We start from the raw sequence: 13,704 nt of genomic DNA on the forward strand, positions 1-13,704 counted from the left end.
AACTCGCTGCCGCTCAGACAGCTGTCAATCCTTTCTTTAACGCAATCCATTGTTTTTCAAGTATGAGCAAGCATGCTCCACATTCGTCTTCGTCCCTGTACCATCCTTCTAACATAAACTTCTCGAAGTTCATATTTTCTGTTTTCTGTTTACTGAAAAAGGATCGTCTTCTACGCTAAATTTTATTAAAGTAAATACGCTTAAGAAATGGGAATTATTCTATAGAACATCCGGTACGTCTGCTTCTCAAGTAGAGTTCTTCTTTCGAGAGAGTAGAAATCAGATGGCGCTGAAAACTTACCGATAAACAGACATTGAGGGATTGATTCAGGTGACTGTTATGTGTGCTTGGAAAGTCTTGAAAAACGGAAGGTTACGTTAAAGCAATGCGAGGCAATTGTCTGAAGCGGCAGCGAGTTTGCCGAGCATTGCTTTGTTTTTAGTAATCTTTCGTTTTTCTTAGTCTTTCCTGTATACAGAACCCGGAGCCTGCATCAATCCCTCAATGTCTGTCTGTTAGAAGAAACTTTATAAGCGCTATCTGATTTCGTCCGAACTTGAAAAAGAATCCCTACGATAAATCTTTATTTCGTCCCCTATATCCCTTGACATCTCCCTTTTTATTCTGCAAAATAGTAAGAAGAGTCTTTCGAGATTCTACTTTATTATAGAAGAAAAAGAGGTCATTTATATGGAAGAAATCATACAGTTTTTAGCTGGGATTTTGAATAGAGAGTTTATTCGTGCGGTGTTTAGTAACCCGCGAGTAAAGGATAATGTAGTTAAGGCAAAGCTTCGACCGATGGAACAGAAGGGGGAGCTTTTATTTCAGTTAGAGTCTTTCACAAAGACGCAGGCATTTCATAAGAATCTGACGGTAGAAGAGACAAAAGATGAGCTTGCGAAATTGTTGGAAGAGTTTCGTCAGGTTCAGGTTGAGACGGTGAGTGAGGATATCACAGTATTGATCAGTAAGAAAGGGAAAGCAACGATTAAGAGAAAGCGCAAGAAGGTGCAGGCGAAAGCTGCGGATCTGTCTCATAACAGGAAGAAAAAATATATTTTGGAAGAAGGGATTGTGGTTCCGTTTCTTCAGGATCTTGGAGTTATGACACAGGATGGAAAGATTGTGCGGACGAAGATGGATAAGTTCCGTCAGATCAATCGTTTCCTGGAGTTTGTTGAGGACATTCTGCCGCAGCTTGACAAGGACAGAGAGCTTACACTTCTGGACTTTGGATGTGGAAAATCATATCTTACATTTGCAATGTATTATTATTTACACGAGTTAAAAGGATATGATATTCGTATTATCGGATTAGATCTGAAGACAGATGTGATTCTGCATTGTAATGAACTGGCAAAGAAGTATGGATATGAGAAGTTGACATTCCTTGTTGGAGATATTGCGGATTATGAAGGTGTGGATCAGGTTGACATGGTTGTGACGCTTCATGCGTGTGATACAGCTACAGATTATGCACTTGCGAAAGCGGTTGGCTGGAATGCGAAAGTGATTTTGTCTGTTCCATGTTGTCAGCATGAGGTGAACAAGCAGCTTGAAAAGCAGAGAAATCTGCATTCAGGCAAGATGAAATCGAAGACGGAAGTTATGGAAGTTTCAGAAATGCTGGGAGATCAACTAGCTTCCATGGAAGAAGTGCTCGGACCAATTATGGATTATGGATTGTTGCGAGAGCGTTTTGCAGCACTTGTGACAGATGGACTTAGAGCAAAGCGTCTAGAAAGCGAGGGATATGAAACTCAGGTATTAGAATTTATTGATATGGAGCATACGCCGAAGAATATTCTGCTGCGTGCAGTGAAAAAGGGGAGTCTTGCAGCAAAGAGCAGAAAAGAGGCAGAGGATTGTGAAAGATTTTTGAAGATTCAGCCAACATTAGGTATGCTTCTGGCAGAGCAAAAGGGAGATAAATAATGAAAAAAAGGGTAATAAAGATTGCCGCACTGGTTGTTCTTTTTGCGGCTGTGCTGGTGATCAGTAATGTGATACTGAACCGTGGAAATGATGATCAGGTTGTGGATATGGGAGATGCCACGTTACCTAGAGTCTCATTTATGATGGGGGGACAGAAGATAAATGCGTTGTCTGGTTATGTAGATGATATGGATATTGCCGCAATGCGAGATACCATTACACCATTAGAGAGTGATGGTACACTGAAGATGCAGATTGAGAAAAATGATAACCAGATCCGGGAGATCAGTTACAGTGTATATTCTCTGGATGGAACAGAGACATATGATAAAGGAACTCTAAAGTCTGCCGAAAGCGAAGATGTCACATTAAAGCTGGGGAAATCACTTGGAGATAAAATCCAGGAGGCAGTACTTCAGGTTTCGCTTGTGATCGGCGAGGAGAAAGAGACAAGGAAAGTTAATTTCTATACAAGAATTGAGAAAGCAGATGATATTACAGCATCACAATGTCTTACATTTGCACAGGATTTTCATACGAAAGCATTTAATAAGACGGATGTAGATTCATTGAATATTTATCTGGAACCTGGAGATGAGAGTGACAATACAACTTATCAGACAGTCAATATCCATTCAGATATTTCTCATATTCAGTGGGGGACTATGCAACCACAGTTGCTTGGTGATGTGCGTTGGAGTATAAAGGAAAGTAATAGTGTGTATACCTCTCTTCTTGCGAATTACAGAGTTTCCTGCGTGGATGATGCCGGTGAAAATGCAGTGTATGACATTAAGGAATTTTTCCGTGTGAGAATCGCAGGAACTACAATTTACCTGTTGGATTACAATCGTGATATGCAGGAAGTATTCAGTGAGAATAGAAGTGTGATCGATGAAAACGGAATTCTGCTCGGCGTTACACCTTCAGATGTTCCGCATGAGACAAATGAGAAAGAAACGATTGCAGCATTTGTGGAGTCCAGAAACCTTTGGATGTACAATAAGAGTTCGAATGAATTATTAAATATTTTCGGATTTGCAGATGCAGATACGACAGATGAAAGGAATCTAAATGATCAACATGCAGTTCGTATCATCAGTATGGACAACAGTGGTAATCTTGCATTCGCTGTGTATGGATATATGAATCGTGGCGAACACGAAGGAGAAGTCGGTGTCGGAATCTATTATTTTGATGTAGAGAGAAATCTGATCCAGGAGAAAGCATTTATACCAAGTAAGAAGTCCTATGCAATCGCAGCGGATGAGCTAGGCAAGATGGTTTATTATAATCATGCGGAAGAGCAGCTATATGTTTTGGCAGACGGAACTTTGTATCAGGTAGATCTGAAAAAGAATAAACAGACAACACTTGCAGAGAATCTTAAAGAAGGACAATATGCGGTTTCTGATGATGGACATCTGATGGCTTATGAGTCAGAGGGGAACAAAAAAGGTGGAACAGAGATTCAGGTTATGAATTTGAGCAGTCTGCATACTTATATAGTCGAGGCGGCAGAAGGAGAACAGATCAGCCCATTAGGATTTGTTAACGGAGATTTTATTTATGGAAAAATGAAATCCGAGGACGCAGGAAAGAAAGCTTCCGGAGAATCGATCACTCCAATGTATGAACTGGAAATCCGTAATTCTAAGAACAAAAAAGTTGCCAGCTATTCCTTTGTTGATAAAGGCATTTATATTTCTGATATTTTAATTGATGATAATATGGTAACACTGAATCGTGTAGAGAAACGCGGGGATATTTACAACGTTACTTCACAGGAGTTTATTACGAATAATGAGGAACGCAAAGATACGACGATTAAAACAGAAGTATATACAACAGCACTGATGGAAAAACAGATGCGGATTACATTTGCAGAGGGAGCAGGAGAGAAGAGCGTGAAAGTGATCCGGCCGAATCAGCTGGCATCAAAGAATGAACTTGAGATGGTTCTTGCTGATAGAAGCGAAAGTGTGAAATACTATGTCTATGGGGTCGGTGAACTGGCAGGAATTTATGATAAAGCTTCTTATGCCATTCAGAAAGCACAGCAGATTTCAGGAGTTGTGATCTCTTCTGACCAGAAATATGTCTGGGAGAAAGGAAATCGAGATCTTGCGTATTCGATAGAGGATGTTGTTCTTTCGAAAGAAGGAGAAGAGACATCACTTGAAGCATGTGAGCGTTATATGAAGACATATGATGCTCAGAAAGTAGATCTGACAGGTTGTACGCTGGATCAGGTACTCTATGTGATCAATAGAGGATGTCCGGTGATTGCACTTACAAGTGCAGATCATGCAATTCTTCTGACAGGATATACGAAGAATGATATTACTTATATCGATCCTGAAAATGGAGAGTCGCAGACAGTTTCCATCAGCGAGATGGAAGGAATGGTTTCCGGAAGCGGAAATACATTTATTGGTTATATCAAATAGAATATGTAACTGTTCAGAGCCAAGCAAAATTTCAAAAACAGGTATAAAATGCTTGCATTTTTAAAACTGTTTTTGAAATTTTATTTGGCGGATACGCCACACCGACGAAATGCGTAGCATTTTGGAGGTTGGCTCTGAACAGTTACTAGAAAATGGAATAAAAACGACAGGTTCTTCAATAGTTCAAATGAAGATCCTGTCGTTTTTAGGTTGCATTGATGTTGGGAGTGTGTGATACTTAAAAAAAGATAGTTGTAAATGTGATGTATGTGGGGGAATAGATATGTCATATTCGAAAAAGCAAAGAATGGCTTATGTGGTAGTTCTGCTGTGTGTGGCACTGGCTGCTATGTGTCGTCATATACCGAAAACAACAGATATTGAGAGTATCATCCTGGATCAGAGTCGCACCTGTCTCTATCTTGGATTGTACACGGCCTGGGGGATTTATCTGCAGAAGCGAGTTGTGAATCCTAAGATAAGAAGATGCCTTATTGAAATCGCCTGTCTGATGGTTTTCTGGATTTTTCTTCGAAGTATAAAATATCATATTATGACAGAAATACTCAGTTTGAGAATGTGCTGGTATTTATATTATATTCCATGTATGATGATTCCTACACTTGGACTTAATGCAGCAATATTAATGGGAGAAGAGGAAGAGAAGAATACGAAGAAACGTACGGCAGCACTTGTGATTCCTGCAATTCTATTTGTTGTTGCAGTTCTTACAAATGATTTTCATCAGTTTGTATTTTCATTTCCGAATGGAAAGCCGTTTATAGATCAAAATTATCAGTACGGACCGATTTTCTTTGGGATTCAGATATGGGCGATTTTTTGTCTGATCGCAATGGAAGTGATTTTGATCAGAAAAAGTAAAAGTCCGCAGAAAAGAAGATTTTGGCTTCCATTTTTTCCGGGAATAATGCTTCTGTATTGGAATTTTGGTAACGTTATCGGAACGCCACTCATAACGAAATATTTTGGGGATATGGCAGTATCTTGCTGTTTACTGATGTCAGCAATCTATCAAAGCTGTATTTATTGTGGGTTGATTGGGACAAATACACGATACACAGAATTATTTCAGGCGGGCGGCGGTATCACGGCAGAAATTACAGATGGGGACTGGAATGTGCGGTATCGTTCCGGAGATTTCCCGAAAATGACTGATCAGATGCGCAAGGACACAAAACAGGCACCACTGTTACTGGAACATGGAATCCAGATAAAGCACATTTCTTTGCGAGGCGGTCATGCATTTTGGGCAGAAGATGTTTCACAAGTATCGGATCAGTATAAAGAACTCGAGGAACTTCAGGAAGAATTAACAGAAAGAAATCATTTACTGCAGATTGCTTATGAAAAGGAAGCAGAGAAGAAGGCAATTGAGGAAAAGAACCGTCTGTTTAACATCATACAGAATCAAACATTTCATCAGATACGTCTGTTAGATCAATATCTCAATGAACTTCAGAAGACAGAATCGGAAGAAATTTATGACCGGATTCTTCGGAAGATTGTTGTGGTAGGAACTTATATGAAGCGTCGTAAGAATCTGATCCTGTCGCAGAAAGAAAAACAGGAGAAATTGACAGTAGAAGATTTGAGAAGAAGTCTGGAAGAATCCTGTGACAGCTTAAAGCTATGTGGAATCAACGGGAAATATTTTATTGATCCGGAAATAAACTTTCTTGAGGATGACAGTATTTTGAGCTGTTATGATTTCTTTGAGTGGATGGTGGAAGAATTAATTGATGTAATTCAATTTATTTTCTTGCGTGTTGCAGAGATTGACGGACAGAAGAAAGTCGCTGTAACAGTGAAAGGAGTAGAAAATCTGTCAGTGTTGACAGAGAAGAAACCGGAACTTTATGTAGAACAGGAAACAGAGGATGAATGGTTTGTTTCAATAAAAGTCTGAAAAGGTGCGAGGAGAAATCAGAATGTATAATTATGTAACAGATAGTGTAAAACTGCATAATACATTAATGGTTCTGATGGAAATAAGTCTGATCCTGGAATTGTGGATACTTTTTTCCAGAATAATGCGTGAGGAAAAACTGAAAAAAATGGTAAGCATAGGAGTATTGTTTTTTTCTTCTTTTTGTGTGATGTGTGTGTTCTTAAATGATCATAGATATCAGATTGGAGACAATAACCATCCGTCATGTATGATTGACGTCCCTGTATGGACACTTTTTGCCGGCATGTTTCTGTTGCTCCTATCGCTTTGTCTGTTGATCAGAAAAGAAATTATTGTATGTCGAAAAAGTATTTCTTTCTGGTCGGTTAAGGAGACCATAGATAATGTTCCATGTGGTGTCTGTGTGTCGGATCCGTTGGGACGCATTGTGTTATCGAATAAAAAAATGAGAGAACTGGGCAGAAAGCTGACAGGAGAAGCACTCCAAAATTATGAAGACCTTAAGATCGTGCTGGGAGGCGGAAAAATAATTTCAGGGATTACGAAGCTTAGTGAAGAAAGCAGTGTCTTTTATCTGTCAGATAATACAGTGTGGATGTTTCAGGAATATATGTTGTCGGAATCAGAACTTGAAGGGTATATTCAGACAGTAGCATTTGATATTTCAGAGATTTATTATAATAGTGAAAAAATCCGTATGAATAATGAAAAGCTGGAAGTGTTAAATAAAAAATTGAAAAAAATGTATGCCCAGATTGATGACAGTATTCGCGAACAGGAAACTTTGAAGATGAAGATGCAGGTTCATGATAGTTTCGGACGAAGCCTTCTTACAATCCGTCGTATGCTGGAAAGTCATAAAGAAACAGATCACATGGAAAACCAGCTGGAAATTCTGAAACAATCGGTTTACATATTATCCGGAATCACGCAGGATGATCCGGATAAACAGTATCAGGAGACAATAAGACATGCACAGAAATTGGGAGTGTCTGTGGAGATTGAGGGAGAAATCTGCGAGGAAGCTAAAGTGGCATTAATCACAGATAAAGCAATCCGTGAGTGCGTTACGAACTGTATACGACATGCACATGGAAGTAAGGTGTATGTACAAAGTTATAAGATACTTGAAGGATGGAAGATACGTATAACAAATGACGGGGAAAATCCTAAAGAAGGAAGTAAAGAAGGCGGTGGTCTTTCCGCTTTGAGAGAAGCTGTTGAAAGAGAAGGAGGTCAAATGATTACAAGATTTGCTCCCAGGTTTTTATTGGTGTTGGAACTGCCACTTGGAGGAACGGAAGATTGAGAAATGCTGGGTACAGTCACTGTAGACAGTGACGATTGAGACGAGAGAGGGAGAGGAAAATGATTCGCATATTAATTGTAGAAGATCAGAAAATCATGCAGAAATATTTTGAATATCTGATTGAAAGTAATAAAGAATTTCAGCATGTACAGACAATTGCAGATGCTAATGATGCTATAAAGGTATGTAATTCTACAAAGGTAGATCTTGTACTGATGGATGTGCAGACATCTCATAATCATGATGGACTGTCAGCTGGGAAAGAAATCAGAGAAGCTCATCCTAAGACAAAAGTACTTATTATCACATCATTGATCGATCCGGAAGTGCTTGCCAGAGCGAAAACAGGATGCGCAGACAGTCTCTGGTATAAAGATCACGGAGATGAGGAAATTCTTGATGTCATTCATCAGACACTGGAAGGGAAAAGGGTATTTCCGGATGTTTCCCCAAATGTTCAGCTAAACTGGATTCAGAGCGATGAGATCAGCCCAAGGCAACTTGAAATGCTTCGATTATATATAAAAGGTTTTTCCTATTCAGAAATCGCAAAAAAAATGGGGTGTTCCACTGCAGGGGTAAGATGGAATTTTCAGGAAATGATCTCGAAGACAGGGTATTCCTGTAAAGAAGATCTAATCGCGGCGGCATTGGAAAGTAAATTATTAGTTACGACTTTAAAATAGAGAGGACATTGCAGGTTTTCTGCAATGTTCTTTTGTTATACAGAAAATCACCTATCACAAGTGCTAGTGTCAGAAAACTTTAAAGGTGCAATAATAATTATAACAAATAGTGTACATAACAGTATGCGCAAGGGTATTTGAAATCGGAATCAAAAAAGGGAGGAGGCGTTATTATGAAGAAAAAAACCGTCGGAATTTTATTAATTGTAACGATGATTATAATCTCAGCTGCTGCGTGTGGAAAAGAAAAAACATCTGATGATAAGAAAGAATCTGCTAAAACGGAAAGTGTAAAGAAAACAGATAAAAAATCGAAAGAAGACTATGAACCAGCAGGAGTCACAAGAAAAGAATATCAGAACATGACAGCACAAGATTTGTTGGACAGAATTGAAGATCCGGAAAATATAACAGAGGAAGAAGCAATAGCACTTGTGTCAACCTATGCATATGTAGACTATGATGAAGAATTTGAAAGAGAGGAAAATATAACAGATGAAGCAGTAAGCACGATTTACGACGAGGGTGGATGGCTGCCGGATTCAGAAGGCTTTATTGAGACTCTTATAACCAGTGAAAATTCAAATGTACGTGCATATGGATTTTCAATAATGGACAGTAATCTGACGACATACGAAACACTGGAAAAAAAGGTAGAGGAAATATTAGAGAAAGAAACAGACCCGGTTGTTTTGTATATGGCGTTAGAGTCCTTTTCCAGCTGCGGCTCCGATCCATACTTTGCGAAGTTTTTTATAAAGATGGCAGAACATGAGAATCCGAAAGTTCGAGAGCAGGCAGCATATGCAATCGGGTCTCCTTGGTCAAAAGGTGTTGAAGGCATGGCTGAAGCAATCGTAAAATTAATGAACGATGAAGATGAATATGTGCGGGAAACAGCATGTAGCAGTGCTGGATATCTTGCGGATGATGATCTGATCGAACCGTTGGTTGAAATTTTAGATGATTCAGGTCAGGTAGAATTACATGATGCATGTATTGAAGGACTGACGAGGATGTGGCTCGATTATCCATTCTATTACAATACAAGTGAGGCTGCATACCGGGCAACATTGGGCTATCTGTCAAAGACACCGAGAACAGAAGAGGTTCCTTGTTGGACATGTATTTCTTATGTAAGTTACGTTGATGAAGACGAAGTGGACGAATGGAGAACAAGAGCAACCTACTTTGATCCGGATGAGATTTGTAATATTATGATAGATATTCTTACAGATTCAGATGCAAACTGGCTTGCAAGAAATGAAACGATAGAGGTAATTTTGAAACTTGGAGACGATGCACAGAAAGATAAATTGAAATCTACAATGGCAGGATTGAACGATGAGGATGCTTCTCATTTACAGGAAAGTTATGAAAGAGCAGTAGAGGAAGATTAGGAATGGAAAAATCAATTTAGGAAGGAGATGTGAGTATGGGATTATTTGATAAGAAAAATTGTGATATCTGTGGAGAAAAAATTGGTTTACTTGGAAACCGAAAGTTAGATGATGGTAATTTATGTAAAAACTGTGCGAGAAAACTGTCCCCTTGGTTTGAGGAGCGCAGACACAGTACGGTAGAAGACATTAAACGTCAGTTGGCATACCGCGAGCAGAATAAACAGCTTGTACAGAGCTTTGTTGTAACTCGTCAGTTTGCTACAAACACATATAATGTATTTATTGACGATACAAAAGGCAACTTTACTGTAGCACATAATCTGGATACGACAGAGAATCCGGATATCGTACCATTGTCATCTATTGTAATGTGTAAGATGGAAGTACAACAGGACCGTAGAGAAGAGACTTACACAAAAGATGGAAAAACTGTCAGTTATCAGCCGCCGGTATATCGATACGAATATGATTATACAATGCGTATCAAAGTAAGAACAGAGTGGTTTGATGACATGGATTTCAGATTATGTAATTCACGTCTTGATGAGAAAGACCGTATGGAAATCATGGAAATTGAACAGGTAGCGAACCAGATTGTGGCTGCGCTTACCGGAAATCCTGTAATGAATAGCGGAATGTCAGGCATGTCAGGTATGGCAGGCGGAGCTATGGGAAATATGGGAGCTGCCGCTATGGGTGCCATGGGTGCCGCTATGGGAGCTATGGGAATGAATAACGGAATGCCGGGAATGAACGGTGGAGCCCAGTACGGAAACATGGGAATGAATAATGGAATGCCGAACATGAACGGTGGAGCTCAGTACGGAAACATGGGAATGAATAACGGAATGCCGAACATGAACGGTGGAGCTCAGTACGGAAACATGGGAATGAATAATGGAATGCAGAACATGAACGGCACAGCCCAGTATGGAAATATGGGGATGAACAATGGAATGCAGAATATGAATGGCAACGTGCAGAATGGAAACATGGGAATGAACCAGAATATGAATGCTAACGCACAGCCGCAGACAGGCGGTACATGGATATGTCAGTGTGGAGCAGAGAATACTGGAGCATTCTGTGAATTCTGTGGTACGCCAAAACCGTGATGATAATATGAAAATCCCATCTTAGAAAAGGGGAGTGGCTATGTGAAACGAAATTATTCACATAGCCACTCCCTTTGTTACATAAGAAAAATCTATAAAGCTTTTTTAAAGATAATTCCTCGATATTTGTTAAGTGCTCCGTAAAGAATCAGACCAAGCACACCGGCGGAAATCACTTCTCCGACACCAACTGTCAGCATCATGAAAGGAATCGGAAGTGGAACCATGTAAGCGTATTTTAATACAAATGGAACCACGATGATGTTGGCAACAACCGGAGGAACAGGGGCAAGGAATTTGCTCTTGTTTCTTAAAGACCATGTAAAGATGGCACCAATCAGTGTTGCAAGGCTGCCGAAGATAATGTCAGGCAGGATCGCACCTCCAAGTGTGTTTCCGATGAGGCATCCTACAAACAATCCAGGGATTGCAGCCGGAGTAAATACCGGGAGGATCGTCAGTGCTTCCGCAAAACGGATCTGCACCTCTCCAAAAGCCAGTGATGCACCGACAACAGTCAGTACGACATAGATGGCAGCAATCATGGCTGCCTGTGCCAGGTAAAGCACTTTGTTACTTGAGTTTTTCATTATTCAGTTCTCCTTTAGTTTTGTTTTACGAGTGGAAGGTCACGAACACTCGATTCATTTTCGCGCAGCAATGAGTCAGGCGGCCATGCTTGCATGGACATTTGACGAATGCCGCGGAAGGCATATACAGTAAGTATATGACCTTACGCCGGAAATCGGCGAAACCCTTGTAAGACCTTGGTTTTTTAGGGTTTTGTAACGGGTGATAGTATAGCATGAAAAGACAAGAAAAGCAAGGACATACCCACTTTCTATTAAAATTGCATATTGTATTGTTAAATTGCATATGCTATAATGCCAGTAGGCAAAAAGATAATGCTATTCCATAGTGAACAGCAACGAAAAACCCTCGGAGTGCCATCCGAGGGTTTTTCTATTCCTAATTCTTGTGTGGAAAGGTTTGAATCCACAGGCTAGTTACCGGCTATTTGTCGCCATCTAACCATTTGATGATGTAGTGGCAAACTACACCAGCCGCAACAGCGACAATAAAAGATAATGCTAAATCCATGGTGAACACCTCCGTTCTGTACCAGTATAGGAGGCGGTAACATTGCTAGTATATCATATGTTGCTTTGTGGTTCTATAATTTTGTGTCCTATATATAGTTTTTATCTTAATGAAAAATTAAACTTAATTAAGAAGTCTAAATCTACTGTAACCAGGCCGGATATGATAGACTATGAGTTGTGTAAAATACAATTCATGGAGGAAAAAATGAGCAGAATATACAACGCCCTGATCGAACTTGTTGCAGCAACAGTTTTTATAATTCCGGTTTGGTGCGTATATGAGAAGATTTTCTTTCAGAGCTGGAAACGAACGCTGATTTATATGATCTTTGGATTTTATCTAGTGGTACTATTAGCATTAGTGGGATTTCCGAATATCACGATGTTGCAAATGGAGTTTACAGTGAATCTGATTCCATTTATTTATATGTTGTCAGATCTTGTTAATGCGTGTTTAAATGTGCTTTTATTCGTTCCGTTTGGTTTCTTTTTACCAATGTTATGGAAAGAGTTCAGAAGTATAAAAAGTGTTGCCCTGGCCGGAATTGTTGCAACGTCTTTTATTGAGATTTCTCAACTTTTTACTGGCAGAGCAACTGATATAGATGATATCATTACAAATAGTATCGGTACTTTGATCGGTTACTTTATTGTACGTTTTGTAACAAAAAACTTTACAAAACGAACTTTATCAGATTCAAAAATTAATGATTTTTATTTGATCTGTGGTTCAGTAGGTGTTATTATGTTTTTTTTACAGCCATTTGTCTCAACATGGTTATGGGGAATACTTTTATGATAAGACCGGATATCAGTTTCAATAAGGAGTGAGCGAACATGACATTACAGCAATTAACCTATTTAGTTACGGTTGCGGATTGTGGGAATATTACGGAGGCTGCAGAAAAGCTTTTTATTTCACAGCCGTCGCTTAGTGCAGCAATTCATAATCTTGAAAAAGAGATGGGAGTGACTGCATTTACAAGGTCTAACAAAGGCGTTACTGTTACGAGAGAAGGCGAAGAGCTATTGTCCTTTGCAAGGATGCTCTTAGAGCAGGCTGACAATATGAAAGAACATTTTGGAAATGGAGAGAGAAGAACACCAAAGTTTTCTGTGTCTTGCCAGCATTATTCGTTTGCGGTAAATGCTTTTGTTGATCTAATCAAAGAATATGATGCAGACCAGTATAGTTTTATTATAAGAGAGACACAGACGGGCGAGATCATTGAAGATGTGGCGAGCGGAAAAAGCGAGATTGGAGTTCTTTATCTTTCGGAACACAATGAAGATGTGATCCTGAAGCTGATAAAGAATAATCAGTTGAAATTTGAGGAAATGTTTGTTGCAGAACCGCATGTATTTATCTGTAAAGATCATCCACTGGCAGAAAAAGAAATGATTTCCATGGAAGATTTACGACCATATCCGTATCTTGTTTATGAACAGGGAAATAATAATTCGTTTTATTTTTCAGAGGAATTTATAAGCATGCTTGATTTCCCGAAGAGTATACAGGTGAGAGACAGGGCGACCTTATTTAACCTGGTAATCGGATTAAACGGATTCACAGTAAGCAGTGGTGTGATCGACCAGAAATTAAATGGAAGCAGTATTATAGCGAAGCCATTAGATGTTGATAAAACGATGAGGATTGGTATTATTAAAAAGAAGAATATTATTTTCAGTCGTTATGCGTCTTATTATGTAGATGCGCTGAGAAAGCATTTGTAAAAAATAAAGAGCAGGGATTTCGTCATAATGAAATC

10 protein-coding genes are annotated in these 13,704 nt (G+C 39.3%); 9 read left to right on the forward strand and 1 reads right to left on the reverse strand.

Annotated elements, in window-relative coordinates:
* Positions 1-691 precede the first annotated feature (691 nt).
* The 7 genes from LI126_RS00760 (at position 692) to LI126_RS00790 (ending at position 10,832) form a co-directional block, all read left to right on the forward strand.
* The gene (locus tag LI126_RS00760) at positions 692-1,939 is read left to right on the forward strand and encodes a class I SAM-dependent methyltransferase (RefSeq protein WP_117909133.1); all 1,248 of its coding nucleotides are present in this window, start codon (positions 692-694) and stop codon (positions 1,937-1,939) included.
* Positions 1,939-4,389, forward strand: coding sequence for a C39 family peptidase (locus LI126_RS00765; protein ID WP_227164625.1), 2,451 nt, complete (start codon positions 1,939-1,941; stop codon positions 4,387-4,389). Before LI126_RS00760 ends, LI126_RS00765 begins: the two co-directional genes overlap by 1 nt.
* A gap of 283 nt (positions 4,390-4,672) precedes the next feature.
* Positions 4,673-6,316 (forward strand): histidine kinase N-terminal 7TM domain-containing protein, encoded by a 1,644-nt coding sequence (locus LI126_RS00770; protein WP_227164626.1) that lies wholly within the window; start codon positions 4,673-4,675, stop codon positions 6,314-6,316.
* Between the two features lie 22 nt (positions 6,317-6,338).
* Positions 6,339-7,628 carry a sensor histidine kinase gene (locus LI126_RS00775; protein ID WP_227164627.1) on the forward strand — a complete coding sequence of 430 codons (1,290 nt, stop codon included), beginning with the start codon at positions 6,339-6,341 and terminating at the stop codon, positions 7,626-7,628.
* A gap of 59 nt (positions 7,629-7,687) precedes the next feature.
* Positions 7,688-8,314 (forward strand): response regulator transcription factor, encoded by a 627-nt coding sequence (locus LI126_RS00780; RefSeq protein ID WP_155204824.1) that lies wholly within the window; start codon positions 7,688-7,690, stop codon positions 8,312-8,314.
* 173 nt (positions 8,315-8,487) lie between these two features.
* Complete coding sequence (locus LI126_RS00785) at positions 8,488-9,714, forward strand: HEAT repeat domain-containing protein (protein WP_155204826.1); 1,227 nt, start codon at positions 8,488-8,490, stop codon at positions 9,712-9,714.
* A 35-nt stretch (positions 9,715-9,749) separates the two neighbouring features.
* Complete coding sequence (locus LI126_RS00790) at positions 9,750-10,832, forward strand: DUF4428 domain-containing protein (protein WP_227164628.1); 1,083 nt, start codon at positions 9,750-9,752, stop codon at positions 10,830-10,832.
* A gap of 92 nt (positions 10,833-10,924) precedes the next feature.
* On the opposite strand, the gene LI126_RS00795 is transcribed toward LI126_RS00790, so the two are convergent.
* Positions 10,925-11,422 carry a QueT transporter family protein gene (locus LI126_RS00795; protein ID WP_015528578.1) on the reverse strand — a complete coding sequence of 166 codons (498 nt, stop codon included), beginning with the start codon at positions 11,420-11,422 and terminating at the stop codon, positions 10,925-10,927.
* 718 nt (positions 11,423-12,140) lie between these two features.
* On the opposite strand from LI126_RS00795, the gene LI126_RS00800 reads away from it, so the two are divergent.
* Positions 12,141-12,734, forward strand: a complete 594-nt coding sequence (locus LI126_RS00800; RefSeq protein ID WP_227164629.1) for a VanZ family protein — start codon at positions 12,141-12,143, stop codon at positions 12,732-12,734.
* Between the two features lie 38 nt (positions 12,735-12,772).
* Positions 12,773-13,669: a LysR family transcriptional regulator gene (locus tag LI126_RS00805; RefSeq protein WP_227164630.1), complete on the forward strand. Its 897-nt coding sequence runs from the start codon at positions 12,773-12,775 to the stop codon at positions 13,667-13,669.
* Positions 13,670-13,704 lie beyond the last annotated feature (35 nt).

This window comes from Mediterraneibacter sp. 210702-DFI.5.30 (assembly GCF_020560115.1).
In the GTDB taxonomy this organism is placed as follows: domain Bacteria; phylum Bacillota; class Clostridia; order Lachnospirales; family Lachnospiraceae; genus Mediterraneibacter; species Mediterraneibacter faecis.

Excerpts from the sequence above, each read along its gene's own strand:
- LI126_RS00760 (WP_117909133.1), top strand. The coding sequence starts at position 692 with ATGGAAGAAATCATACAGTTTTTAGCTGGGATTTTGAATAGAGAGTTT.
- LI126_RS00765 (WP_227164625.1), top strand. The coding sequence starts at position 1,939 with ATGAAAAAAAGGGTAATAAAGATTGCCGCACTGGTTGTTCTTTTTGCG.
- LI126_RS00770 (WP_227164626.1), top strand. The coding sequence starts at position 4,673 with ATGTCATATTCGAAAAAGCAAAGAATGGCTTATGTGGTAGTTCTGCTG.
- LI126_RS00775 (WP_227164627.1), top strand. The coding sequence starts at position 6,339 with ATGTATAATTATGTAACAGATAGTGTAAAACTGCATAATACATTAATG.
- LI126_RS00780 (WP_155204824.1), top strand. The coding sequence starts at position 7,688 with ATGATTCGCATATTAATTGTAGAAGATCAGAAAATCATGCAGAAATAT.
- LI126_RS00785 (WP_155204826.1), top strand. The coding sequence starts at position 8,488 with ATGAAGAAAAAAACCGTCGGAATTTTATTAATTGTAACGATGATTATA.
- LI126_RS00790 (WP_227164628.1), top strand. The coding sequence starts at position 9,750 with ATGGGATTATTTGATAAGAAAAATTGTGATATCTGTGGAGAAAAAATT.
- LI126_RS00795 (WP_015528578.1), bottom strand. The coding sequence starts at position 11,422 with ATGAAAAACTCAAGTAACAAAGTGCTTTACCTGGCACAGGCAGCCATG.
- LI126_RS00800 (WP_227164629.1), top strand. The coding sequence starts at position 12,141 with ATGAGCAGAATATACAACGCCCTGATCGAACTTGTTGCAGCAACAGTT.
- LI126_RS00805 (WP_227164630.1), top strand. The coding sequence starts at position 12,773 with ATGACATTACAGCAATTAACCTATTTAGTTACGGTTGCGGATTGTGGG.